The organism is Labrys sp. ALF-8 (assembly GCF_059699065.1).
The window spans coordinates 1209637-1234262 of record NZ_AP048537.1 but is presented as its reverse complement, the minus strand read 5'-3'; the positions used below and the strand labels follow the sequence as shown (position 1 = coordinate 1234262).

Sequence of the window (24626 nt, the reverse complement as noted above, 5' to 3'; positions counted from 1 at the left end):
TAAATTCTCTAAGTTCATTGGCTGGGCTAGTCAAATCCCGTTCTCAGGGGGATGACGATGTTCGGCGCTGCGCTTTCCGGTTTCCTGCTCGGCCTCAGCATGATCGTGGCGATCGGGGCGCAGAACGCTTTCGTGCTGCGCCAGGGCTTGAGGCGTGAGCATGTCTTTGCGGTCTGTCTGGCCTGCGCGCTCTCGGACGCGGTGCTGATCACCGCGGGTATCAGCGGATTCGGACTCGTCGGGGTAGCTGTGCCCTGGATCGAGCCGGTCATGCGCTATGGCGGCGCGCTCTTCCTTGCCGCCTACGGCCTACGCAGTTTCCGGGCAGCCTTCTTCAGCCAGGGGGGACTGTCTCCCTCGGAGGCGGTCGGGCAGGATCTCGCCCGCACGCTTGCCACCTGCCTCGCCTTCACATGGCTCAATCCGCATGTCTATCTGGATACGGTGGTGCTGCTCGGTTCGATCTCCACCCAATACGGGCCGGACAAGGCGGCCTTCGGCGCGGGCGCCGGCACCGCCTCGTTTTTGTTCTTCTTTGCGCTGGGCTACGGCGCGCGGCTGCTGCGCCCCGTCTTCGCCAGGCCGGGGTCTTGGCGAGTGCTGGATGTCCTGATCGGTATGACGATGTGCGGGCTGGCGCTGAAGCTGGCGGTATGACCGGCGGCGCGGGGTCGACAAGCCTGGAAACGACGGATTTGATGGAAGAGGCAGAGGGCGGTCGATGATCGCCGCTTCGCGTTTCACGCGCCACGTTCCACCGAGTGGCGCTCGCCGGCATGCCGCCCCTGCACCCCGGACTATTCCTCGTCCCTCAGCCGGTACCCGATCCCCGGCTCGGTCTGGATGATCCTGGGATTCGAGGCGTCCCTCTCGATCTTGGCGCGGAGCTGGCCGATGAAGACCCTCAGATAGTGCAGGTCGTCGCCATGGGCCGAGCCCCAAACGGAGGTAAGGAGCTGGCGATGGGTGACCACCCGGCCGGCGTGGCGCACGAGCATCGCGAGCAGATCGTATTCCTTCGGTGTGACGCGGATCGGCTCGCCGTCGCGGCTGACGAGGCGCTTCAGCGTGTCGATGACGAGCCCGTCGCATTCAAACCTGGTGGCGGCGCCGCTGTCCTGCGCCTTGTGGCGCAATGCCGTGCGGATGCGGGCGATCAGCTCACCGATGCCGAAGGGCTTTTCCACATAGTCGTCGGCGCCGAGGTCGAGGGCCGCAATCTTCTCCGTCTCGCGGTCGCGGGCGGAGAGCACGATGATCGGCACCTTGGACCATTCGCGCACCCGGGTAATGATGTCCTTGCCGTCCATGTCGGGCAGGCCGAGGTCGAGGATGACGATGTCGGGCGCCGAGGTCGCGATCAGCCGCATGGCATCGGCGCCATTGGCGGCATCCGTCACCTCATAGCCCGCCGCGGAGAGGGCCGGTTTCAGGAAACGCTGGATCTGGGGTTCGTCGTCGACAACCAGGATACGCATGGGTGCTCGGAAACTCTAATGTCTGAGAGGTGAGGGGCAGCACTAACCTTCAAGGCCACGCACGACACCCCCCCATCATGCCCCCACCGGCAGGCGGATGACAATGCGGGTGCCGCGCTTGCGCATCGCCGGGCTCTCGGCGGTGATGGTGCCGCCCATGGCCTCCACGAAGCCGCGGCTGATGGAAAGGCCGAGCCCCGTGCCTGCCGCGCGGCCGTCCACCTTGCCGCGGCGATAGAACTTGTCGAAGATCCGCTCTAGATCGGTCGGCGGAATCCCCTTGCCCTGGTCGGTCACCGTGACGACCACCTCCTCGCCCTCGCGCCGGGCGTAGACGGCGGTGGGGGTGTCCTCGCCGCCATATTTGTGCGCGTTGTCGATCAGGTTGAACAGGACTTGGCCGAGGAGGGTCGAATCGCCGCGGACCGGAGGCAGTTCGGCGGCGACGCTGACCTCGATAGCCCGTTCCGGGAAGGCCTTTCGCGCCCGCTCCACGGCTGCGCGGATCACGTCGGGAATATCCACCCAGTCGCGCTTCGCATTCAGGGCTCCGGCTTCGATGCGCGTCATGTCCAGCAGGTTGGAAACGAAGCGCGAGAGGCGCGCCGCTTCCTCCTCGATCGAGGCGAGAAGATCGTCGCGGCTCTCGGCGCTCATCCTGTCGCCGAGCTGGCGCAGGCTGGTGACGGCACCGGTAATCGAGGCGAGGGGCGTGCGCAGGTCGTGCGATATCGAGGAAAGCAGGGCGCCCCGCAGCTTCTCGCTTTCTTCCAGCGCCGCGGTGCGGGCGTTCTCCCGCGCAAGCTGGGCCCGGTCGATGGCGATCGCCGTCTGGTCGAGGATGGCGCCGAGAACGCGCTCCTCGGTGGGGCTGAGGGGTGGCGCATCCTTGGGCTGCTCGAAACCGAACACGCCCACGGCGCCATGGGGTGCCAGGATCGGGCGGAACTGGAAGCGTAGATTGGGCAGGGTCTCAGTGCCCTTGCCGGCGTTTTCCCGCTTTTCATAGGCCCAGCGCAGGGCCGTCATGTCGGTGGAGTCGAGGATGGTGTCGGGCGGCCACGCGGCGGAGACGGTGAGGTCGTCCTCCACCGGTATGGCTATGACGACCTGGCCATGCAGAGTCGCCTGCGCATGGGCGACGCCGGCCCAGACCACGTCGTCCACGCTCGTGATGCCCGAGAGCTTGCGCGAGAATTCATAGAGAGACTGCAGATTGGTCGCACGCCGGCCGGCGCCCTCGGCCCGGTCGCGAATGCGCCCCGCGAGGTCGCCGGTGGTCAGGGCGACGATCATGAACAGCACAAGCGCGAAGAGTTCGTGGGGTTCGGCGATGGTGAAGGTGTAGAGCGGCGGGATGAAGAAGAAGTTGTAGGCGAAGAAGGACAGTATCGCCGCCGTTACCGCACTGAGACGCCCGACGGTGAGGGCGCAGAGCAGCACGGCCAGGAGGAAGAGCATGGAGACATTGGGCAGGCGCACGAAGTGCTGCAAGCCAGCGCCGATCGCCACCGCGGCCGCGACCGCCGCCGCTGCCGCGCCAAAGGTGGTGACCGCAGGCGGCATTTCCCATCTGGCCCATCTGCGCCGTTGTGGGGGAGGGGCATCGCCCTCGCCGTCGGTGATCACGCAGATGCCGATATCGCTCGACTGGCGCAGCAGCGCGTCGGGCAGGGAGCGTCCCGTCACGCGCCGCCACCAGCCGGCCTCGCCGCGGCCGAGCACGATCTGGGTGGCATTCTCGCGACGGGCGAGCCGCAGGATCTCGCCGACATAGTCATGGCCGCTCACGCGCTGGGTTTCGGCGCCGAGGCGCTCGGCAAGGCGGAAGGTTTCGTCCAGCCGGGCCATGGCGGCGGCATCGGCGGCCTCCTGGCCGGGCCGCTCGACGGTGACGACAAGCCAATGGGCATTGAGGCCGTTGGCGAGGCGGCTCGCGGCACGCACGACCTTCTCGGACAGGGCATCAGGTCCGATGCAGACCAGGAGACGATCCGCCGTCTCCCATGGACCCTCGATGGCATTCTGCCTGAGATAGGCGATCATCTGGTCGTCGACGCGATCGGTGGTACGCCTGAGCGCAAGCTCGCGCAGGGCGGTGAGATTGCCGGGCTTGAAGAAGCCGTCCGTGGCGCGCCTGGCATTGTCGGGCAGGTAGACCTTGCCTGCCTCCAGGCGCTGGATCAATTCGGCGGGCGTGATGTCGACGACGATCACCTCGTCCGCCTTCTTGATCACGCTGTCCGGAACGCTTTCGCGCACGGTGACGCCGGTGATGCGCGAGACGACGTCGACCAGGCTTTCCAGGTGCTGGATGTTCAGGGCCGTCCAGACGTCGATGCCGGCGCCGATCAGTTCCTCGACGTCCTGATAGCGCTTGGGGTGGCGGCTGTCGGGTGCATTGGTATGGGCGAGTTCGTCGACGATGATCAGCTTCGGCCTGCGGGCCAGCGCGGCGTCGATGTCGAATTCGTCGAGCTGCCGGCCTTTGTAGTCGACGTTGCGCCGGGGGAGGATCTCGAGCCCTTCCGTCAGAACCGCGGTCTCGGATCGGCCGTGGGTCTCGACGATGCCGACGACCACGTCGATTCCGGCATCCTTCTCCCGCCGCGCCCTGGAGAGCATCGCGAAGGTCTTCCCGACGCCGGGCGCCGCACCCAGGAAGACGGTGAGACGGCCACGCCCCTCGCGACCGGCAAGGTCGAGAAGGGCGTTGGGATCGGGACGCTTTTCGACAGGTGGGGGCATGACGCCTCGGATTGGATGTGCCGGTTTTCCAACCGGCACGGCTTCGTACTGTGCCGGTCGAAAGACCCGCACACCATTATTGCGCCGTCAATGCATCGAGTGCGAGATTGAGCGCGAGGACATTCACATGCGGTTCGCCGACGATGCCGAACAGGCGGCCGGAAGTCTGGGCGTCGAGCACGCTCCTTACCTTGTCTTCAGGCAGGCCGCGGGCCTTGGCGACGCGCGCGACCTGCATGGCGGCATCGGCCGGCGTGATGTCGGGATCGAGCCCCGAACCGGAAGTGGTGACGGCATCGGCCGGGATGTCGCCGGCCACGCCCTGCTTGCGCAGGTCGGCGATGGAAGCGGCAATGCGGTCCGCCAGCGCCTTGGAGGTCGGGCCGAGATTGGAGCCCGTGGAGTTGTCGGCATTGTAGGGCTGGGCGATCGTCTTGGTGGCGTCGTTCGGATCGGTGCCCGAGGTCGCGGACGGCCGTCCCTGGAAATATTTGTCCGAAGTGAAGTTCTGGCCGATCAGGGCCGAGCCCACCACCGTACCGTTATGACTCACCAGGCTGCCATTGGCCGCCGAGGGAAAGGCAAGCTGGGCGACGCCGGTGATGAAGTAGGGATAGATCCCGCCGAGCAGGATGGTGAACAGCGCCATCATCACGATGGCAGGACGGATATGGGTCAACATGGATCTGCTCCTTTGGAGCGGTGAAACGGGTTTGCCGTGAAAGGCCGAGGCCCTCCCCGCTAGGCGGGGGAGGGGCGAAGGCAGCAAGAGGGGGCCGGATCGTCGCCGATCGGACAGGACGAGCCAGCGGGCTACATTCCATCCGTCCCGCATGGGCGCCTCCTCAAACCAGATGCAGCGTGGCCACGACGAGGTCGATGGCCTTGATGCCGATGAAGGGCACGACGATGCCTCCCAGGCCGTAGACCAGGAGGTTGCGCCGCAGTAGGGTTGCCGCGCCGACGGGCCGGTAGGTCACGCCTTTCAACGCCAGCGGAATGAGCGCGATGATGATCAGCGCATTGAAGATCACCGCCGACAGGATCGCCGATTGCGGAGAAGACAGCTGCATGACGTTCAAGGCGCCAAGCGCCGGATAGGTCGCGATGAACAGCGCCGGGATGATGGCGAAGTATTTCGCGACGTCGTTGGCTATTGAGAAGGTGGTGAGCGAGCCGCGCGTCATCAGGAGCTGTTTGCCGATGCCGACGATCTCGATCAGCTTGGTGGGGCTGGAGTCGAGATCCACCATGTTGCCGGCCTCGCGGGCCGCCTGGGTGCCCGTCTGCATGGCGACGCCCACGTCGGCCTGCGCGAGGGCGGGAGCGTCGTTGGTGCCGTCGCCGCACATGGCGATCAGGCGCCCGCCCGTCTGCTCCTTGCGGATATAGGCGAGCTTCTCCTCGGGGGTGGCCTCGGCGAGGAAATCATCGACGCCGGCCTCCGAGGCGATGGCCGCCGCGGTGATCGGATTGTCGCCCGTCACCATCACGGTGCGGATGCCCATGGCACGCAGTTCGGCGAAGCGCTCCTTGATGCCGGGCTTCACGACGTCCTTGAGGTGCACGACGCCGAGGATGCGGCTGCCATCGGCGACGCCGAGCGGCGTGCCGCCCGTGCGCGCCACCTTTTCCACGGCCTGGCGGAAGGCGGAGGGGGCCGCCTCCAGCGTGGTGCCGGCGAACTTCACGATGGAATCGACCGCGCCTTTGCGGATGGAGCGGCCGTCGATGTCGATGCCGGAGAGGCGCGTCTGCGCGGCGAAGGGGATGGTGGCAATCTTCTTGCAGGTGAGATCGGGCTCCCGCAGGCCATAGTCGCCCTGGGCCAGCGCGATGATGGAGCGGCCCTCCGGCGTCTCGTCTGCAAGGCTTGCGAGCAGCACGGCGGAGGCGAGGTCCTGCTCGCTCACGCCCGGCACCGGGATGAACTCCGTGGCCATGCGGTTTCCGAAGGTGATCGTGCCGGTCTTGTCGAGCAGCAGCGTGTCGACGTCACCGGCGGCCTCCACGGCGCGGCCGGATGTCGCCACCACGTTGAAGCGGATAAGGCGATCCATCCCGGCAATGCCGATGGCCGAGAGCAGGCCGCCGATCGTGGTCGGGATCAGCGTCACCAGCAGGGCGACCAGCACGGTGACGGAGACGACGGTGCCGGAATAGCCGGCGAAGCCCCACAGCGTCACGACAGCGATCAGGAAGATCAGCGTCATGCCCGAGAGCAGGATCGAGAGGGCGATCTCGTTTGGGGTCTTCTGGCGCTCCGCGCCTTCGACGAGGGCGATCATGCGGTCGATGAAGGATGAACCGGGCTGGGTGCTGATGCGCACCTTGATCCAGTCGGACAGCACCTGGGTGCCGCCGGTCACGGCGGAGCGATCGCCGCCGGATTCGCGTATGACGGGAGCCGACTCGCCGGTGATGGCGCTCTCGTTCACCGATGCCACGCCCTCGATGACCTCGCCGTCGCCGGGGATGAGATCCCCGGCCTCGACGATGACGATATCGCCGACATTGAGCTTGGTGGCGTCGATCACCTGGTGGTTGCCGTTGGCCGAGGTCGGAGAAGCCAGCCGCTTGGCCTTGAGATCCGACTTGGTCTTGCGCAGGCTCTCGGCCTGCGCCTTGCCGCGTCCTTCTGCGACAGCTTCGGCGAAGGTGGCGAACAAAACGGTGAACCACAGCCAGGCGGCGATCTGGGCCGTGAAGGTGATGCCCTGGCCCGTGAAGAGGTCGCGCAGGCAGAGCACGGTGACGAGCGCCGCGACGACCTCGGTGACGAAGATCACCGGATTACGTACCAGCAGCCGAGGGTCGAGCTTGACGAAGGCATCCTTGATGGCCGGCAGCACGATGGCCGCATCGAACATGGAGGGAGCAGTGGGCTTGGATGACATGATTGCCATTCCTCAGAAGGTTGTGCCGGAGAGCATCAGGAAGTGCTCGACGATCGGTCCCAGCGCGAGAGCCGGGAAAAACTGCAGGCCGCCGACGATCAGGATGACGCCGACGAGAAGGCCGACGAAGAGCGGCGTGTGGGTGGGGAAGGTACCGGCGGAGGCGGGCACCTTGGTCTTGGCTGCGATGGATCCGGCGATCGCCATCACCGGGACGACGTAGCCGAAGCGCCCCAGGGCCATCGATATACCGAGGGTGGTGTTGTACCAGGGCGTGTTGGCCGAGAGGCCCGCGAAGGCGGAGCCGTTGTTGCCGGTAGCCGACGAAAATGCGTAGAGGATCTCGCTGAGGCCGTGCGGGCCGGCATTGGCGATCTGGGACACGCCGAAGGGCAGCATGGCGGAAACCGAGGCGAAGCCCAGGATGCAGACCGGCAGGATGAGCACGGCGAGCATGGCGTATTTCATCTCGCGCGCCTCGATCTTCTTGCCGAGGAACTCCGGCGTGCGGCCGACCATCAGGCCGGCAATGAAGACGCTCAGCACCGCGAAGACGATCATGCCGTAGAGGCCGGAACCGACGCCGCCCGGCAGCACTTCGCCAAGCTGGATGAGGAACATCGGGATCAGGCCGCCCAGCGGGGTCAGCGAGGCGTGCATCGCATTGACGGCGCCGCAGGAAAGGCCGGTGGTGGCGGCGACGAAGACCGCCGTCATGGCCTGGCCGAAGCGGACCTCCTTGCCTTCCATGTTGCCGAGGCCCGGGTCGACGCCGAGATGGGCGAGTATAGGATTGCCGGAGGTTTCGGCCCAGTACACCACGCCGACGCCTGCGATCAGCAGCACGGCCATGGCCGAGAGCAGGGCCCAGCCCTGGCGGCGGCTGCCGACCATCTGGCCGAAGGTGTAGACCAGCGCCGAGGAGATCGCGAGCATCGAGAAGATCGAGAGGTAGTTGGCGAGTGCGCTCGGATTCTCGAAGGGATGCGCGGAATTCGCGTTGAGGAACCCGCCGCCATTGGTGCCGAGTTGCTTGATCGCCTCCTGGCTGGCCATCGGGCCGATGGCCAGTGTCTGCTTAGCGCCCTCCAGCGTTCCTACGTCAATGGTGCCGAGCATGGTCTGGGGCATGCCCAAAGCCACGAAGGCGATGGCGACGACGATGGCGATCGGCAGGAGCACATAGAGCGTGGAGCGGGTGAGATCGACCCAGAAATTGCCGAGCGTCGATGCGCCGGAACGGATGAACGCCCGGGTGACGGCAATGGCGAGGGCGATGCCCGTGGCGGCCGAGACGAAGTTGTGCACGGTGAGGCCAGCCATCTGGCTGAAATTGCTCATCGTCGATTCGCCGGCATAGGACTGCCAGTTGGTATTGGTTACGAAACTCACGGAAGTGTTGAAGGCCAGGTCAGGGCTGAGATTGCCAAATCCCTGCGGGTTCAGGGGCAGCCACGCCTGCAGGCGGAATATCGCATAGAGCGAGGCAAAGCCGGCGGCGCTGAACACCAGCATCGCGATCGTATAGGTGAGCCAGTTCTGTTCCTTCGCCGGGTCAATGCCCGAGAGGGCATAGAAGCCCTTTTCAACCGGGGCGAGCACCGGCGAGAGGAACGTCCTCTCACCGGTGAAGACGCGGGCCATGTAGGAGCCCAGCGGCTTGACCGCTGCGAGGACCAGGGCGAACAGAAGGATGATCTGAAGCCATCCGTTCAAGGACATGGAAATTCTCCAAAAGGGTTCGGACCAACGCGGCAATTCCCGAGCCGATCTTCGGATCGGCTCGGGAATTCGGCTCGCGGAGGGTCCGGGCGGGCATGAAAGGCAGGAAGCGGGGTCGCCTTCCCGATGTGGCGGCCCCGCTCCCGTCGCGCACCGTCGCGTCGGCGCGGGGGCGGCCGGCGGCGTTGGGCACGCAAGGACGAAGAGGCGGCTAAAAGCGCTCGGGCATCAGCAGAGTGGCGACGAGATAGGCGCCGAGGGCGAGCGAGACGACGAGGCCGAGGATGGGATCGAACATGGGTCCTCCTCACAGCCTGTCGAGGGCGCGTGCGTAGAGGACCAGAACGAACAGGCCCCCTACGCCCAGCGCCACGTAAGCGAGATCAAGCATGGCAAACTCCTACCCGGTTGGGCATGGAGAGGGTGTGCCACCAAAGCGCGTCAGGGTTCGATTCCGATTGTGGGCGCTGGGTATAAGGGAAGTGTAAGGATGTCGGGCAAGGGTGTGTGGCCTGCTGCCGTCGCATCGTAGGTCGAGAACTGGTATCGCTCCGCCAGCCGGAGGCCCAGTTCGTGCGTGTCGATGGCAATGGGCTCGACCCACAGCAGTCCGCGCCGGGCAGTGATCAGCGCCCGGTTTTTAGTGCCCCTGCATGTCGCTGCAGGAGCAGCCGGGCAAGGAAGGCCGGTGTCGTGCCCCGACGCTTCCCGTTCAGAAATTGTTCTTGCGCTCGCGCAATTCGGCGAAGACCGTTGCCGCGTCGGCGCCCTCCAGGCCTACCGCCGTGGCCACTGCTGGAACATCGGCCCGCAGAAACGGGTTCTCGCGCTTTTCCGCGCCCAGCAGCACGGGAAGGGTGAACTTGTGCTCGGCGCGCTGCGCCTCCACTTCCCGTGCGCGCTTTGCAAGCGCCTCGTTGGTGGGATCGACCGTCACGGCGAAACGGGCGTTGGAGAGCGTATATTCGTGTCCACAATAGAGCACCGTGTCATCAGGCAGGGCGCGCAGCTTGAGGAGCGAGGACCACATCTGGGCCGGCGTGCCCTCGAACAGTCGCCCACAGCCGAGCGAGAACAGCGTGTCGGCGGCGAAGAGCAGCTTCTGCTCGGGGAAATGGTAGGCTATGTGGCCCACCGTATGGCCGGGCGTATCGATGATGCCCGCCGCCAGCGCGCCCACCGAAACGCTTCCGCCTTCCTCGACCGTCTCGTCCACGGCCGGGATGCGATGGGCGTCGGCCTTGGCGGCGACAACGCGGCAGCCGTAGGACGCCTTCAGCGATTCGATTCCAGCTACATGGTCTTCGTGGTGATGCGTGACCAGGATATCGGTGAGGCGCCAACCCCGGCGCGTAAGCGCGGCTTCGATGGCCTCGACCTCGGGAGCGTCGATGGCGGCGGTGCGGCCGGTATCGGTATCGTGGAGAAGCACGCCAAAATTGTCGGTGCGGCACAAGAAAAGTTCGATCAGCGCGCTCATTTTCACTCTCGCTTGAAAGGGCAAATCCTTCTAAGCGATCGAGCGCGTGAGGTCACGCGATCAGTCTGCGTGGCAATGTCACAATCTGGGAGCCCTTGGTGATGTCCGGCGGAAGTGTGGTGATCGGTGATGGGCTCCTGACGATCGAGGCGCTCACGGCGATCGCTCGAGGACGCCGGCCGGTTGTGTTGTCCGCAGCGGCGCGGAATCGCGTCACGGCAGCCCGATCGGTGATCGAAAGGGCGATTGCGGAGAACAAGCCCGTTTACGGGCTCACGACCGGGCTGGGAGCAGGCGTCGACACCAGGCTTTCCCCCGATGATCTCGCTGCTTTCCAGAGGCGGGTCGCCTTCGCCCGCGCGGTCGGCGTCGGTAGCGAGATGCCGGCGGAGGAGGTGCGCGCGATGATGGCTGCCCGTATCGCCGGCATGAGCGTCGGCCAGACCGGGGTGTCGCTGGCAGTTGTGCAGGCCGTGGCCGACGCGCTCAATGCCGGCTTCCATCCGATCGTACCTTCCATCGGTTCGGTGGGGGCCGCGGATCTTGCCCCGCTCGCTCACATGGCGCTTGCCCTGCTCGGGGAGGGGGAAGCGGAACTGGCGGGGGAGCGCCTCCCAGGTGGCGAAGCGCTTGTGCGCGCTGGCCTGCAGCCGGTGCCGATCGGCCCCAAGGACGGCCATGCGCTGGTGGTGGCCAACGCCGCGTCGGCCGGCCGGGGCGCCCTGGCGCTCGCCGACGTCCGCCTCGCTCTCGATACGCTCGACCGCGCGGCCGCTCTGTCCATGGAAGCCTTCGGCGCCAACATTTCGCCACTGGCGGAGCCGGTGAACGCGGCACGCCCGGCACCTGGCCAGATCGAGGCCGCCAGGACGATCTTCGCCCTGCTTGTCGGCGGTCCGCTCGGGCAGAACAAGGCGAGCCGGAGGGTCCAGGACCCGCTTTCCTTTCGATGTGTGGCCCCCGTGCATGGCGCGGCGCGCACCGCCTATTTCGAGGCGGAGGCCATGGTGCTGCTCGAGCTCAATCACTCGGGAGACAATCCCGTCATCGTCGAAGGGCAGTTGCAGTCCAACGGCAATTTCGACATGACGGGCTTTACCCTGCGTTTCGAAGCACTCTCGCAGGCGCTCTCCCATGTCGCGACAATCTCGGCCCAGCGCGCCCTCAAGCTGATGTCGCCCGCCTATTCGGATCAGCCGCGATTCCTCACGCCGCTCGGCCAGAGCCGCACCGGCTTCGCCACGCTGCAGAAGGCCATCAGTGCGCTGGAAGGGGAGATTCGTGCGCGTGCCCAGCCGGCGACCCTGGCGCTCCTGCATGCGGCCGACGGCGTCGAGGACCATGCCGCCAACGCGCCGGCGGCCGTGACCAAGCTCGCGGAAAGCGCCGAGCGCCTGCTGGTGCTCGCGGCCTGCGAGATGGTCGTCGCCGCCCAGAGCATCGACTTGCGCGGCGACCTGCAACTCGGCCACGGTACAGTCCGCATCCGCGACTTCGTGCGCGCGCACGTCGATCGGCTGGAGGAGGACCGGCCGAGTGGCCCGGATGTCTCCAGGCTCGCGGAAGCGATCCGGGAAGGCCAATGGCGGGATATTGGAGAATAGCCAAGCCGATCCTTATACCCGGCATTCCGTCTCCGCCCCCGGTTGACGCTCCACTTGTCAGACCATACGATCCGGCCAACGTCAGGCCGCGCAGATGGCCATGAGTGCCGAGGAAGCCCCATGCTCGACTATCCGATCATCGACGCCCACGTGCATCTGCTCGACCCCGCGCGGCTTGGCTATGCCTGGACGCGCAACGCCCCCGGGCTGAGGCCGAAGGCTTCGCCCGCCGACCTCGTGGCCGCCGCCGCACCGGTCGAAGTGGAGCGGCTCGTCTTCGTCGAGGTCGATGTGGACGAGGGCCAGTACCTCGACGAGGCTGCCTGGGTATCCGAACTGGCCAGCGCCGATCCGCGCGTCGGCGGCGCTGTCGCCTGCCTGCCGCTGGAGCGGGGCGAGGCGATCAAGCCGGATCTCGAGAGGCTTCTGGCCTTCAAGCCGGTGCGGGGTGTGCGGCGCCTGATTCAGAACCAGCCCGACCCCGATTTCTGTGTCCTGCCCGATTTCATCGCCGGCCTCAAGCTGCTGGCGCCGCACGATCTTTCCTTCGATGCCTGCATCTTTCATCATCAATTGCCCAACACGATCCGCATGGTCGAGCAATGCCCTGAGGTGCGCTTCGTGCTCGATCATATCGGCAAGCCGGCGATCAAGGCGGGCGAGATGGATCCCTGGCGGGCAGATCTCAAGCGGCTCGCGGCGCTGCCGAACGTGCATTGCAAGATCTCGGGCGTGAGCACGGAGGCCGATCATCGCAATTGGACGCGCTCGCAGATCACTCCCTATATCGAGCATGCGCTGGAGACCTTCGGCTTCGACCGCGTGATGTTCGGTAGCGACTGGCATGTGCTGGAGCTCGCAGGCACCTATCCAGACTGGGTGCATATCGTCGACGAAATCACCCATGGCTGCTCGACGGACGAGCGGCGCAAGCTGTTCCGCGACAACGCCATCGCGTTCTATCGGCTGAACGTCTGAGGCCTGCGATGCTGGGCAAGCCGGACCTGCAGGCGAACGGCTACAGCATCGATGCCATGCGGCGGCTGGCCCGTTCGGCTCTGCCGCGTTTCGTGTTCGACTTTGCCGATGGGGCGGCCGAGGACGAATGGACGCTACGCCGCAACGAGGCGGCCTTCGACGACTACATCTTCTGGCCCAGGCCGTTGAACGGGGCAGGGCAGCGCGACCTCTCCATCACCCTCTTCGGCCGCACGCTCAGCATGCCGCTGATCCTAGGCCCGACCGGCCTTGCCGGGCTGTTCTGGCCCCAGGGCGAGCAGTGCATCGCCCGCGCCGCTGCGGGAGCCGGCACGGCCTTCTGTCTCAGCCACGGTTCGGTCTGCACGCTGGAAGATGTCGCCGCGCTCGGGGCATCCCCGCGCTGGATGCAAGTCTTCATCTATCGTGATCGCGGCTTCACGCGAGAACTCGCCAGCCGTGCCGAGGCCGCCGGCTACGATGCGCTGGTGCTCACCACGGACAATCAGATTCTCGGCAAACGGGAGCGCGACGTCCGCAACGGCTTTTCCATTCCGCCGCGCTTCGGCCCGCTGGATCTGGCTGCCATGGCGCTGAAGGCTCCCTGGCTGTGGCGCATGCGCGAGGAACTGAGGCGCATCAATTTCGGCAACTATGTTCGCGACGGCGAGAATACCGACATCAAGACCCTGGCGGCGCGGATGCAGTCCCTGCTCGATCAGGGCATGAACTGGGCGGATGTCGATACGCTGCGCGCGCAATGGAAGGGGCCCTTGATCCTCAAGGGTGTGCTGCATCCCGACGAAGCGCGGGAGGCCCTGCGTCACGGGATCGACGGCATCATCGTTTCAAACCATGGCGGGCGCCAGCTCGACGGCGCCATCGGCTCGCTGGATGCCTTGCCAGCCGTCATCGAAGCCGTGGAGGGCCGCATACCGGTGCTGGTGGATGGCGGCATCCGCCGCGGCGCCGACGTGGTCAAGGCCATCGCACTCGGCGCCGCCGCCTGCCTCGAAGGCCGCCCGCATCTTTGGGGCGTCGCGGTGGCCGGCGAAGCGGGCGTCGCCCATGTCCTCGAGACATTCCGGCGCGAGATCGATCGCGTCATGGGCCTTTGCGGCGTGCGGAGCGTCGCCGAGATCGGGCCGCATCTCGTCAGCCGCGTTTCTCATTGAAGCCAAGGATATTGAGTCATGATCGAAGACCCGCCGCTCCTCCAGATCCGCCGCAATTTCCCGCGGCCGACAGCCGAGCAAGTCGCAGCCTTTGCGGGTGTACAGACCGGCTTCGTCGTGGATGCCATGAATGGGCGCGGAGCACTGAACTACCGGATCAAGCCGATTACCGCGGCACAGTCCTTCCACGGTGTGGCATTGCCCTGCCACACCGGCGCCAACGACAATCTCGCTGCTTTCGGCACCATCCTCGCGGCCCAGCCGGGTGACGTGGTGATGTGCGCCGCCGACAGCTTCCGTGAAGTGGCCGTGATCGGAGATCTCATGCTCGGCATGATGAAGAATGCCGGCATCGTCGCCTTCGTCACCGATGGTCTGGTCCGAGACCAGATCGGCCTCAGGGCGGTCGGCCTGCCCTGTTTTGCTGGCGGCGTCACGCCGAACTCCCCGGTTCGCAACGGGCCTGGCACGGTAGGACTGCCCGTGGTGGTGGGTGGCGTCGCCGTGGAGGCCGGCGACATCGTCGTGGGAGACGAGGATGGCGTGGTGGTGGTTCCCTTTGCAAGGATCGAGGAGACCGCCGCGCGGCTCGCCGTGGTGAAGGCGGCGGAGGCGGAGTTCGACGCCAGGGTGAAGGCGGGCCTGAAGGTGCCGGGCTTCATCCAGGCAATGGTCGACGCCGGACGGTTCCGGGACGTCGAGTAGGCTGGGAGCGTCCCGGGAACTACTGGGCCACGATCTTGACGCGGTCACCTGGCCTGAGCTGGGTATTCGAGTCGAAGCCGTTGAGCACCATGAAGTTGTCGAGCTGGTCCTGCGGCTCGACCATCCGGGAGGCCAGCGACTGCAGCGTATCGCCGGTGCGCACGGTAACGATGTCGATATGCTCGGGATGCACGTTGCGCTGCTCGTCCGACGTCATCCTGCGGAAGCTGTTTGCCGTCTGCTGGAACAGCGCGTCCGTGGAGGCATCCAGGTTTCGGGCAGCCAGGATCAGGCGGTAGACATCGCCGTCGAACCGTATGGCGTAGAGCCGGAAGCTCCAGTCCTGCCCTCGGGCCAATGCGGTCGCGGCCTCGTTGCCGTTGATGCTCAACGTGGAGATCGAGCCGGTGTCGACGCCCGAGATCCAGCCCGAGCCGAGATAGGCGGACAGGGACTGGCCGTCCTTGGTCTTTACCGTGTCGAGGCGCAGCGCCCTTCCGTTGCCGTCGACGCCGAGGATGGCCTGCGGCGTATTGTCGAGCGTGAAGCTGGGCGGAGCCGTGAAGGTGAAGGCAAGGCGCGGCTGCCAGAAGATGCGGCCCTGAACGAAGCCCTGGCTCGGATCCTCGCCATAGGTGAGGCCGTCGATCACGGAGAGATAACCGAACTTGTCGTGCTCGCCGGAACCGGGCGAGCCGAACTGCGACGCCTCCTCGTTCGCCTTCGCGATGCGCTCCGGCGTCGAGGGATGGGTGGAGAGGAAGTCAGGCGTGCTCGGACGTCCCCGCGCCTCGACCTGGCGGCGCATCGAGGTCAGGAAGCGAGAGGCGCCATAGGGATCGAAGGCGGCCTTGGCGATGGTGCGGATCCCGATCTCGTCGGCTGCGAGTTCCTGCTGGCGCGAGAATGCCGCGAGACTGCCCTGGCTCGATGTGGCCAGGGACGTGTTGTGCAGCATGTCGCCCACACCGGAGACGAGCTGGGTGTTGCGCTCGGCATTGGCGCGCGCCTGGGCGTGCCTGGCGGAGACATGCGCCATTTCATGCGCGATCACCGCAGCGATCTCCGCATCGTCATTGGCGAGCGCCAGGAGGCCGCGGGTCACGAAGAGCCGGCCGGAGGGCAGGGCGAACGCATTGATGGAGGAGGCGTTCAGCACGGTAAGCTTGTAGGGAATGTCGGGCCGGTCGGACTGAGCGGCGAGGCGCTGGACGAGGTCGTCGAGATAGCGCTCGAGCTTGGCATCGCGATAGGCGCCGCCATAGACCGCAAGCACGCGCGCGCTCTCGCGCTCGTCCGCGTTGGGCGGAGCGATGACGCGCGGCGCATCGGCCGGCAAGGCTGTCGGCGTGGCGCGAACGGCCTGCGTGCCCGGCGGATCGTTGTCGACCACCGACGCGCAGGAAGCCAGGCCGAGCGCAAGCAGCGATGCGCAAAGCCGCAGCCAGTTCCGTCCCTGCGCCCCCGCGCCAGTCTGCACTCCGTTCAGCACCCCGATTCCTTCATGGCGTCACCGGTGCCACCTGCTCGATCGCGGCCGGTTCTGTAATCTCGATACGTGGCCCGTCCCGCATGGTGACGATGCCGCGCGCCCTGATATAGCTGCCCTCGAGGGCAGCGGCGGTCAGCCCGGCTGCTTCGAATCGCGGCCATTGCCTGGCGGGTATCGCCAGGGTCACGTCGTCGCGCCAGATCTTGCCGAAATCGATCCATACGGTCGTCTTCGTCACTCCAACATGCAGCACGCGTCCCGCCACGATGGCAAAGCCGTCGACATGGCGGGCAACGGCTTCCGGAGCCGCCGCATCGGCGACTGCATAGCCCGGATTGGCCCAGAGGCCAAGCCGAGCCCGTCGGGCATTGTCCTCCGCAGTCATTAATTCTGTGTAACAGGCCTCTTCCCCGGCCGCCGGGCGGACCCTTGCCTGCCCGCCGGCGGCAAGCTCCCGCGCCAGATCGCGGCCGTCGACGAAGAGCGCGCCGCGCAAGGCTCCATGCCGGTCCGGCGAAGCGGCCGGTATGAGCGTGGCATTGGTCCCTGCGAGCGCCGGCAGCCGAAGCGACGCGAGGTCGAGGCCCGCCAGGCGGACGTTGCGGCCGTCCCTCAGCGCCAGGTAGTTCTCGGCGGTCGTGTCTGAAATCGTCACGCTTTCGCCTGCCTGCGCCTCGATTGCACAAGGATCAGACAGTGCCGGTGCTGCACACCCGCAAATTGCCACAATAGCGAACGGTATGCCTAATTTTTGTGCATATGTTATAGGCATTCCTGATTCCAAAAGCGGCACATAACGGTTTTTATGTGATTTTTCATATTGTTAGCACATCCAGGCGCGGTTGGCACGCCACTTGAAAGGGCGGGGCAGGCCGTAACGCGACTTTTCTTTCGAAGGTTCGTCTTGCGGTGAAGCTCGTGTCCGGGACCGGAAACATCGGTTCCCGAAGGGGGATAGAACAGCATGAAAATAGTGATGGCCGTCATCAAGCCGTTCAAGCTCGAGGAGGTGCGTGACGCACTCACCGCTTTGGGCGTGCACGGTCTGACCGTGACCGAAGTCAAGGGTTACGGAAGGCAGAAGGGGCATACGGAAATCTATCGCGGCGCAGAGTATGCCGTGAGTTTCCTGCCGAAGCTGAAGATTGAAGTCGCCGTGGCGAGCGAACTGGTAGCCAAGGTGATCGATGCGATCTCCGCCGCCGCCAAGACTGGCCAGATCGGCGACGGGAAGATCTTCGTCACCCCCATCGAGACCGCCGTGCGCATCCGCACGGGCGAGCGCGATGGCGACGCGCTCTGAGTGCCCCCTCCGAACCAAGACTCTCACGAGACAGGATTTTTGCTCGATGACATCATTTCGCTCCCTGAAGCATGCATTGCCTGTGCTGGTCGGCTCCGCTCTGATGGCGCTTCCGGCCTTCGCGCAGGATGCGACAACGGCACCTGCGCCCGCTGCTCCCCCCGCCCCGACCCTGAATTCAGGCGATACCGCCTGGATGCTGGTCTCGTCCGCCCTCGTCCTCATGATGATCATTCCCGGCCTGGGTCTGTTCTATGGCGGCCTGGTGCGTGCCAAGAACATGCTGTCGATCCTCATGCAGGTGCTGATCGTCGCTTCGGTGGTGATGGTTGCCTGGGTGTTCTACGGCTACAGCCTTGCGTTCAGTGACGGCGGCCCGGTCTTCGGTGGCTTCTCCAAGGCCTTCCTGGCGGGCATCAACAAGGATACGCTCAGCGGGACCATTCCCGAATACGTATTCGTATGCTTCCAGATGACCTTCGCGGCCATCACCCCGGCTCTCATCGTCGGCGCCTTCGCCGAGCGCATGAAGTTCTCGGCCGTGGTGCTGTTCTGCCTGCTCTGGGTGACCTTCATCTACATGCCGGTTGCGCATTCGGTCTGGCAGTCGACTGGCTGGCTGTTCAAGCTCGGCGCCCTCGACTTCGCCGGCGGCACCGTCGTTCACATCAATGCCGGCGTCGCGGGCCTCGTGGGCTGCCTGATGATCGGCAAGCGCGCGGGCTTCGGCAAGGAGCAGATGCCCCCCCATTCGCTGACGCTGTCCTGGGTCGGCGCCGGCCTGCTGTGGGTTGGCTGGTTCGGCTTCAACGCCGGCTCGGCTCTCTCGGCCGGCGGCAGCGCGGGCCTGGCCATGATGACCACCTTCGTCGCCACGGCGGGCGCCATCCTCGGCTGGTCCATCGCTGAATGGATCGCCCGTGGCAAGCCCTCCATGCTCGGTGCGATCTCGGGTGCCGTTGCCGGCCTCGTCGCCGTCACACCCGCTGCAGGTTTCGTCGGCCCTGTCGGTGCCATCGTGCTCGGCTTCGTCGCCGCGATCATCTGCTTCTTCTTCGTGACCACCGTGAAGAACGCCTTCGGCTATGACGACAGCCTCGACGTCTTCGGCGTCCATGGTATCGGCGGCATCATCGGCGCTCTGGCCACCGGCATCCTGGCATCGACCTCGTTCGGCGGCGTGGGCTATGCCGACGGCGTCACCATGAGCAGCCAGCTCTGGGTCCAGGTCGAAGCGGTGGCCTTTACCGTGGTGATGACGGGTGTCGGTTCGGCCATCCTCTTCAAGATCGTCGACCTCATCGTCGGCCTGCGCGTCGATGCGCCCACGGAGTCCGAGGGTCTGGATATCGTGGAGCACGGCGAGCGCGCCTACCACAGCTGAGGCCTGCTCACGAACGAATGCAAAGCCCGGCTTTCGAGCCGGGCTTTTTGTTTTCCCAAAAGGCCGATGAAGGTTTTTCCAGCGTGCTGGTTAACTCGATTAGTCCATTTGCGACATATATGCGTCGTTGTCCGAAAGTATGATTCCAGTGCATCCACGACGGTGATTGCAAGAGATTCATGCTTCGTCGGCGGGAAAATACCACTTACCTTGCGGTCAAACTCCAAAAACTTCAGTCGTGTCGTCCACATGAAAAATGACGGGACGTCGCCCTGCTGTCATTTGATGTCGTTTGCAAGTCTCTTGCACGTGCGGATGCAAGCCACGATAGTGAGCGAGTTGAACGTCCGGGAAAACGGGCGAGACTTCCATTCAGGCGAGCCGCAGGGAACACGGATATGACGGGTAAGAACAACACGCAGCAAGGGTCGGGCTTGATCCTCGACCGCCGCGAATTGATGAAGGGTGCTGCCGCGCTCGGCCTGGGCTTCGGCGGCCTTGGCGTGCTGGGCGGCTCGGCCATGGCGCAGGATACCCCCAAGAAGGGTGGCACGCTCCGCCTCGGCATGGAGGGCGGCTCGGCCTCGGACAGCCTCGATCCCCGTACCTATGCCGACTCGATCATGATCTCCGCCGGCTACCAGATGTGGAACGGCCTGGTTGAAATCGGCCAGGACGGCAGCGCCACGCCCGAACTGCTGGAGAGCTGGGAATACAAGCCCGGCGCCAAGGAATGGATCTTCAATGTTCGCAAGGGAGTGACGTTCCATTCCGGCAAGACGCTCGACGCCGACGACATCATCTATTCGATCAACCTGCATCGCGGCGACACCAAGTCGGCCGCCAAGGACCTCCTGGGTTCGATCACCGACGTCAAGAAGCTCTCGCCCAACCAGATCCAGGTCACCCTCAGCGACGGCAACCTCGACCTTCCCTACAACCTGTCGGACTACCACGTTCTGGTCGTGCCGAACGGCTTCACCGACTTTTCCAAGCCTGACGGCACCGGCGCCTACAAGCTCGACGTGTTCGAGCCGGGCGTGCGCCTCGTCACCAAGAACAACGGCAACTACTGGAAGCAGGGCCGCGGCAACTTCGACTCGATCGAACTGCAGTACATCCCTGACGCCACCGCCCGCATGCAGGCCCTGCTGGCCGGCCAGGTCGATGCCATCAACCGCCTTGACGCCAAGACGATCGATATCCTCACGGCTTCGCCGGATACCAGCGTCGTGCAGTCCAAGGGTTCGGGCAACCGCTTCGCCTTCGTGGCGCTGTGCGACACCGACCCCTACACGAACGCCGACCTGCGCATGGCGCTGAAATACGGTATCGACCGCAAGAAGATCGTCGATACCGTCTATATGGGCTATGCCACCATCGGCAACGACACCACGATCTCGCCGGCGCACAAATACTACGCCAAGGATGTGCCGCAGACCGCCTACGATCCCGACAAAGCCGCCTCCTACTACAAGAAGGCCGGCAGCCCGAAGATCGAGCTCAAGGTTTCCGAAGGCGCCTATTCCGGCGCGACGGATGCGGGCGTGCTCTACCAGGAAGCCATGAAGCAGGCGGGTATCGACCTCACGGTCACGCGTGTCTCCGGCGACGGCTACTGGTCGAACATCTGGCTGAAGGAGCCCTTCTGCGCGGTCTACTGGGGCGGCCGCCCGACCATCGACCTGCAGCTTTCGCAGACGTTCCTGTCGTCCGCCAACTGGAACGACACCCATTGGCGCCGTGAGGACTTCGACAAGATTCTCATCGCAGCCCGTGTCGAGACGGACGAGGCCAAGCGCGTCCAGCTCTACGCCGAAGCGCAGAAGATGATCCATGACGACGGCGGCATGGTCTGCTACGCGGTGGGCGACTACCTCGACGGCTATTCAAAGAAGGTGATGGGCGTTCAACCCCATCCCCGCTACGACATGGCCGACCAGCGTGTCGCCGAAAAGGGCTGGTTCGCCTGATAGTCAAACAAGGGATGCGGCGAATACGCCGCACCCCTTTTCCTTTCAAGACGAAGGCTGGACCGTGGGCGGGGGGAACTGCTCCGCGATCAAGCTTCTATTAACGAGTTAAGAAAGGACGCCATTGTGGGACGTCTCATTGCTTGGCGCATCTTGCAGGGGGTGGTGACGCTCTTCGCCATTTCTCTGATCATATTCCTGCTGACGCTGGCCTTGCCCGGGGATGCCGCCACAGCGGTGCTCGGCCAGTCGGCTACGCCAGAAACCGTGGCGGCCTACCGCCATGACGTCGGTCTCGACCTGCCGGCCTGGCAGCGTTACCTGGCCTGGCTGTGGAACGTCCTCACCCACTTCGACTTCGGCAAGTCATACACCAACCAGCGTCTCATCGTCGAAGACCTCTGGCCGCGCTTCAAGAACACCCTCTGGCTGGCGGGCTTCGCCACGGTGCTCTCTGTTCCGCTGGCGATCATCACCGGTGTGACCTGCGCCATCACCGAAGGGCGCCTGGCCGACCGCGCCGCGAATATCGGCGCGCTGGTCGCGATCTCCATGCCCGAGTTCTTCGTCGGCGGCGTGCTTATCCTCTTCCTGACCGGCAAGGGCATGTGGTTCGCGCCGACCGCGAGCGTGACGCCGGAGATGAGTCTCTGGGGCCGTGTCATCGCGACCTTCCTGCCGGCGGTGGCCATGACCTGCCTGGTCTGCGCCCACATGATGCGCATGACGCGCAACTCGGTTCTGTCGATCATGTCGACGCCCTATATCGAAATGGCCTTCCTCAAGGGCATGACCCGCAGCCGCGTGGTCTCCCGCCACGCCCTGCCGAACGCGGCCTCGCCGATCATCTCGGTCGTGGCCCTGAACATCGCCTATCTGGTGGTCGGCGTCGTGGTGGTGGAGAAGGTCTTCACCTATCCGGGCGTCGGGCAATACATGATCGATGCGGTCAGCAAGCGCGACATTCCGGTGGTGCTCGCCTGCGGCATGTTGTTCGCCGCCGTCTTCATCATCCTCAATACGATTGCCGACGTTATGGCGATCATCCTCAACCCGCGTCTGCGGCACCCACGGTAAGAGGGCACAATGACGATATTCGGACACAAGGCGCCGCTCACAGCCGTCATCGGTCTCGCCATCATCATCATCAACGTTCTGGTGGCAGTCCTCGGACCTTGGCTGGTGCCCTATACCGACACGCAGATCGTGGGCAAGATGTTCCAGGGCATCTCGTCCACGAGCTGGCTCGGCACCGACAAGCTCGGGCGTGACATTCTCACCCGCCTCGTCTATGGGGCGCGCCTGACCATCGGCATCGCGCTCATCACCACGCTCCTGTCCTTCGCCATCGGCATCTCTCTCGGCCTGATCGCCGCGGTGACAGGCCGGTGGGTCGATATTCTGCTTTCGCGCCTTGTCGACATCATCCTCTCGATTCCCTCCCTGATCTGGGCGCTGATCATTCTGGGCATCTTCGGCCAGACCCTGACTTCGCTGGTGCTGACCCTCGCCTTCCTCGACTCCACCCGTGTGTTCCGCCTGGCGCGCGCGCTCGGCATGAACCTCGCCTCGCTCGACTTCGTCGAGGTTGCGAGGCTGCGCGGCGAGGGCTTGTGGTGGGTGGTGCGGCGCGAGATCCTGCCCAACGCCATGGCGCCGCTGATGTCGGAATTCGGCCTGCGCTTCTGCTTCAACTTCCTGATGATCGCGGCGCTCAGCTTCCTCGGCCTTGGCGTGCCCCTGCCGCTGTCCGATTGGGGCGGCATGGTGCGCGACGACATGCAGAGCCTGACCCTGTCCAAGGTCATCCCGACGATTTCGCCCTCGGCACTCTATCCTGCCGCCGCGATTGCGCTACTCACTGTCGGCATCAACCTCGTCGTTGACTGGTTCCTGTCGATCGATGCGCGTCCCTCGGGCGCGCAGGCTGAAATGTAAGGGGGCCGCGATGGCAGACAGCAAAGCCGGAACCACCACCTCCTCCTCGGACCTCATTCTCGAGCTCGAAAGGCTCAGGGTGGAGACCATTACGGGCCGCGTGCTCGTCGACAATGTCGACGTCACGCTTCGCCGGGGCGAGATCCTCGGCCTGATCGGTGAATCGGGCGCCGGCAAGTCCACCATCGGCCTGGCGTCGATGGCCTATGCCCGTGCCGGCATGCGCATTACCGGCGGTTCGATCAAGCTCGACGGCACGGAACTGCGCGCATCCACCGCCGCGCAGCGCCGCAATTTCCGCGGCAAGAGCATCGCCTATATCGCGCAGAGCGCCGCCGCCTCGTTCAACCCCTCCATGACGCTCATGGATCAGGTCTGCGAGGCTCCGGTGACTCATGGCGTGATGACCCGGCCCGAGGCCGAGGCCTACGCCAAGAAGCTGTTCCGGACGCTGCAACTCCCCAATCCCGATACGATCGGCGACCGCTACCCGCACCAGGTGTCGGGCGGCCAGTTGCAGCGTGCAATGGCGGCCATGGCCATGAGCTGCCGTCCCGACGTGATCGTGCTCGACGAGCCCACCACGGCACTCGACGTCACCACGCAGATCGAGGTCCTCGCCCTGCTGCGCGACCTCATCCGCGAATATGGCACCGCGGGTCTCTACATCACCCACGACCTCGCCGTCGTCGCCCAGATCGCCCATCGCATCATGGTGCTCCGCCATGGCAAGATGATCGAGGTGGGCGGAGCCCAGCAGGTGCTGGAGGAACCCACGACGGACTATGCCCGTGCTCTGGTGAACGAGAGGCGCAATGCGGAGCATCTCCAGCTCAGCGCCCCCGTGAATGTCGAGCAGCCGGTTCTCTCGATGACGAACGTCACGGCGGGCTATGGCCCTGTGCCGATCGTCAAGAACGCCTCGTTCAAGCTCGCCAAGGGCGAGACGCTGGCGGTGGTGGGCGAGTCGGGTTCGGGCAAGAGCACGATCGCCCGTATCGTGGTCGGCCTCCTGCCGCGCTGGGAGGGAGACGTCTCCCTCAACGGCAAGACCTTGCCGCCCGCCCTCAACCAGCGCAGCAAGGACATCCTGCGCCGCCTGCAGATGGTGCATCAGCTTCCGGACGTCGCACTCAATCCGCGTCATACGCTGGCGCAGATCATAGGGCGTCCCGTGGGCTTCTACTTCAACCGGTCAGGCTCGGAAATACGCAAGCGCGTCCTGGAACTGCTCAGGCAGGTGGGTCTGCCGGAGGATTTCGCGGACCGCCGTCCCGGCCAGCTGTCTGGTGGCCAGAAGCAGCGCGTGTGCATCGCCCGCGCGCTCGCGGCCGAGCCGGAAGTGATCATCTGCGACGAGCCGACCTCGGCGCTCGACCCCCTGGTGGCCGAGGACGTGCTGAAGCTCCTCAAGAAGCTGCAGGACGAACTGGGCCTCGCCTATATCTTCATCACCCACGATCTCGGCACGGTGAAGCGCATCGCCCATCGCACCGCGGTGATGCTGAAGGGTGAGATCATCGCCCAGGGCCCGACGGCGGAGATCTTCTCGCCGCCCTTCCATCCCTACACGGAGAAGCTCATCACGTCCGTGCCCGAGATGGATACGCATTGGCTCGATAATATCCTCGCCACCCGCAAGGTGGCCTGAGCCGTCACGCCGGCTCGGCCTCTCCCACATTCGGGAGGGGTCCCGCCATGGCCTTAGTCGCAAAGCAGTCCGGCCGAGGGTGAGAGGCTGGATTGCTT

General features: G+C 65.2%; 20 protein-coding genes. 11 read left to right on the top strand and 9 right to left on the bottom strand.

The features are described 5' to 3' along the window. Nucleotides 1-57: 57 nt before the first annotated feature. On the top strand, nt 58-657 hold the full coding sequence (locus tag AC6H34_RS05630) for a LysE/ArgO family amino acid transporter (protein WP_497538156.1): 600 nt from the start codon (nt 58-60) through the stop codon (nt 655-657). Between the two features lie 140 nt (nt 658-797). Here the strand turns inward: AC6H34_RS05630 and AC6H34_RS05625 are convergent, their stop codons facing one another. The 7 genes from AC6H34_RS05625 to gloB form a co-directional block, all read right to left on the bottom strand. Further along, the gene (locus AC6H34_RS05625) at nt 798-1478 is read right to left on the bottom strand and encodes a response regulator (RefSeq protein WP_448150944.1); all 681 of its coding nucleotides are present in this window, start codon (nt 1476-1478) and stop codon (nt 798-800) included. Nucleotides 1479-1553: 75 nt separating this feature from the next. Continuing rightward, nucleotides 1554-4226: a DUF4118 domain-containing protein gene (locus AC6H34_RS05620; protein ID WP_497538155.1), complete on the bottom strand. Its 2673-nt coding sequence runs from the start codon at nt 4224-4226 to the stop codon at nt 1554-1556. A gap of 76 nt (nt 4227-4302) precedes the next feature. Further along, on the bottom strand, nt 4303-4908 hold the full coding sequence (kdpC, locus tag AC6H34_RS05615) for a potassium-transporting ATPase subunit KdpC (protein ID WP_497538154.1): 606 nt from the start codon (nt 4906-4908) through the stop codon (nt 4303-4305). A 163-nt stretch (nt 4909-5071) separates the two neighbouring features. Continuing rightward, a complete protein-coding gene (gene kdpB, locus AC6H34_RS05610; protein WP_448150947.1) occupies nt 5072-7123 on the bottom strand; it encodes a potassium-transporting ATPase subunit KdpB in 2052 nt (683 codons plus the stop codon). Nucleotides 7124-7135: 12 nt separating this feature from the next. Next, complete coding sequence (kdpA, locus tag AC6H34_RS05605) at nt 7136-8845, bottom strand: potassium-transporting ATPase subunit KdpA (RefSeq protein WP_497538153.1); 1710 nt, start codon at nt 8843-8845, stop codon at nt 7136-7138. A gap of 211 nt (nt 8846-9056) precedes the next feature. After that, nucleotides 9057-9143 carry a K(+)-transporting ATPase subunit F gene (gene kdpF / locus AC6H34_RS05600; RefSeq protein WP_448151413.1) on the bottom strand — a complete coding sequence of 29 codons (87 nt, stop codon included), beginning with the start codon at nt 9141-9143 and terminating at the stop codon, nt 9057-9059. 414 nt (nt 9144-9557) lie between these two features. Continuing rightward, nucleotides 9558-10325: a hydroxyacylglutathione hydrolase gene (gene gloB / locus AC6H34_RS05595; protein ID WP_448150949.1), complete on the bottom strand. Its 768-nt coding sequence runs from the start codon at nt 10323-10325 to the stop codon at nt 9558-9560. 101 nt (nt 10326-10426) lie between these two features. Here gloB and AC6H34_RS05590 point away from each other — a divergent pair, with 101 nt between their 5' ends. From AC6H34_RS05590 to AC6H34_RS05575, 4 genes are all read left to right on the top strand, one after another. Then, complete coding sequence (locus AC6H34_RS05590; RefSeq protein WP_497538152.1) at nt 10427-11929, top strand: HAL/PAL/TAL family ammonia-lyase; 1503 nt, start codon at nt 10427-10429, stop codon at nt 11927-11929. Between the two features lie 120 nt (nt 11930-12049). After that, a complete protein-coding gene (locus AC6H34_RS05585; protein WP_497538151.1) occupies nt 12050-12907 on the top strand; it encodes an amidohydrolase family protein in 858 nt (285 codons plus the stop codon). Between the two features lie 8 nt (nt 12908-12915). Then, entirely contained in the window at nt 12916-14082 is a 1167-nt protein-coding gene (locus AC6H34_RS05580; protein WP_497538150.1) for an alpha-hydroxy acid oxidase, read from the top strand. A gap of 18 nt (nt 14083-14100) precedes the next feature. Continuing rightward, complete coding sequence (locus tag AC6H34_RS05575; protein ID WP_497538149.1) at nt 14101-14787, top strand: RraA family protein; 687 nt, start codon at nt 14101-14103, stop codon at nt 14785-14787. A gap of 19 nt (nt 14788-14806) precedes the next feature. On the opposite strand, the gene AC6H34_RS05570 is transcribed toward AC6H34_RS05575, so the two are convergent. Further along, complete coding sequence (locus AC6H34_RS05570) at nt 14807-16279, bottom strand: M48 family metalloprotease (protein WP_448150954.1); 1473 nt, start codon at nt 16277-16279, stop codon at nt 14807-14809. A gap of 10 nt (nt 16280-16289) precedes the next feature. After that, a complete protein-coding gene (locus AC6H34_RS05565; protein ID WP_497538148.1) occupies nt 16290-16934 on the bottom strand; it encodes a thermonuclease family protein in 645 nt (214 codons plus the stop codon). A 309-nt stretch (nt 16935-17243) separates the two neighbouring features. Here AC6H34_RS05565 and AC6H34_RS05560 point away from each other — a divergent pair, with 309 nt between their 5' ends. The 6 genes from AC6H34_RS05560 to AC6H34_RS05535 all read left to right on the top strand — a co-directional run bounded on the left by AC6H34_RS05560 (nt 17244) and on the right by AC6H34_RS05535 (nt 24528). Further along, the gene (locus AC6H34_RS05560; RefSeq protein ID WP_448150956.1) at nt 17244-17582 is read left to right on the top strand and encodes a P-II family nitrogen regulator; all 339 of its coding nucleotides are present in this window, start codon (nt 17244-17246) and stop codon (nt 17580-17582) included. 46 nt (nt 17583-17628) lie between these two features. Further along, nucleotides 17629-18966, top strand: a complete 1338-nt coding sequence (locus tag AC6H34_RS05555; protein WP_448150957.1) for an ammonium transporter — start codon at nt 17629-17631, stop codon at nt 18964-18966. A gap of 398 nt (nt 18967-19364) precedes the next feature. Then, nucleotides 19365-20939, top strand: a complete 1575-nt coding sequence (locus AC6H34_RS05550; RefSeq protein ID WP_448150958.1) for an ABC transporter substrate-binding protein — start codon at nt 19365-19367, stop codon at nt 20937-20939. 126 nt (nt 20940-21065) lie between these two features. Next, complete coding sequence (locus AC6H34_RS05545) at nt 21066-22016, top strand: ABC transporter permease (protein WP_448150959.1); 951 nt, start codon at nt 21066-21068, stop codon at nt 22014-22016. Nucleotides 22017-22025: 9 nt separating this feature from the next. Then, a complete protein-coding gene (locus tag AC6H34_RS05540) occupies nt 22026-22877 on the top strand; it encodes an ABC transporter permease (RefSeq protein WP_448150960.1) in 852 nt (283 codons plus the stop codon). A gap of 10 nt (nt 22878-22887) precedes the next feature. Next, a complete protein-coding gene (locus AC6H34_RS05535) occupies nt 22888-24528 on the top strand; it encodes an ABC transporter ATP-binding protein (protein WP_497538147.1) in 1641 nt (546 codons plus the stop codon). The last annotated feature ends 98 nt before the right edge of the window (nt 24529-24626 follow it).

Coding starts and splice junctions, on each gene's coding strand:
- AC6H34_RS05630 (WP_497538156.1), top strand. CDS start 58: ATGTTCGGCGCTGCGCTTTCCGGTTTCCTGCTCGGCCTCAGCATGATC.
- AC6H34_RS05625 (WP_448150944.1), bottom strand. CDS start 1,478: ATGCGTATCCTGGTTGTCGACGACGAACCCCAGATCCAGCGTTTCCTG.
- AC6H34_RS05620 (WP_497538155.1), bottom strand. CDS start 4,226: ATGCCCCCACCTGTCGAAAAGCGTCCCGATCCCAACGCCCTTCTCGAC.
- kdpC (WP_497538154.1), bottom strand. CDS start 4,908: ATGTTGACCCATATCCGTCCTGCCATCGTGATGATGGCGCTGTTCACC.
- kdpB (WP_448150947.1), bottom strand. CDS start 7,123: ATGTCATCCAAGCCCACTGCTCCCTCCATGTTCGATGCGGCCATCGTG.
- kdpA (WP_497538153.1), bottom strand. CDS start 8,845: ATGTCCTTGAACGGATGGCTTCAGATCATCCTTCTGTTCGCCCTGGTC.
- kdpF (WP_448151413.1), bottom strand. CDS start 9,143: ATGTTCGATCCCATCCTCGGCCTCGTCGTCTCGCTCGCCCTCGGCGCC.
- gloB (WP_448150949.1), bottom strand. CDS start 10,325: ATGAGCGCGCTGATCGAACTTTTCTTGTGCCGCACCGACAATTTTGGC.
- AC6H34_RS05590 (WP_497538152.1), top strand. CDS start 10,427: ATGTCCGGCGGAAGTGTGGTGATCGGTGATGGGCTCCTGACGATCGAG.
- AC6H34_RS05585 (WP_497538151.1), top strand. CDS start 12,050: ATGCTCGACTATCCGATCATCGACGCCCACGTGCATCTGCTCGACCCC.
- AC6H34_RS05580 (WP_497538150.1), top strand. CDS start 12,916: ATGCTGGGCAAGCCGGACCTGCAGGCGAACGGCTACAGCATCGATGCC.
- AC6H34_RS05575 (WP_497538149.1), top strand. CDS start 14,101: ATGATCGAAGACCCGCCGCTCCTCCAGATCCGCCGCAATTTCCCGCGG.
- AC6H34_RS05560 (WP_448150956.1), top strand. CDS start 17,244: ATGAAAATAGTGATGGCCGTCATCAAGCCGTTCAAGCTCGAGGAGGTG.
- AC6H34_RS05555 (WP_448150957.1), top strand. CDS start 17,629: ATGACATCATTTCGCTCCCTGAAGCATGCATTGCCTGTGCTGGTCGGC.
- AC6H34_RS05550 (WP_448150958.1), top strand. CDS start 19,365: ATGACGGGTAAGAACAACACGCAGCAAGGGTCGGGCTTGATCCTCGAC.
- AC6H34_RS05540 (WP_448150960.1), top strand. CDS start 22,026: ATGACGATATTCGGACACAAGGCGCCGCTCACAGCCGTCATCGGTCTC.
- AC6H34_RS05535 (WP_497538147.1), top strand. CDS start 22,888: ATGGCAGACAGCAAAGCCGGAACCACCACCTCCTCCTCGGACCTCATT.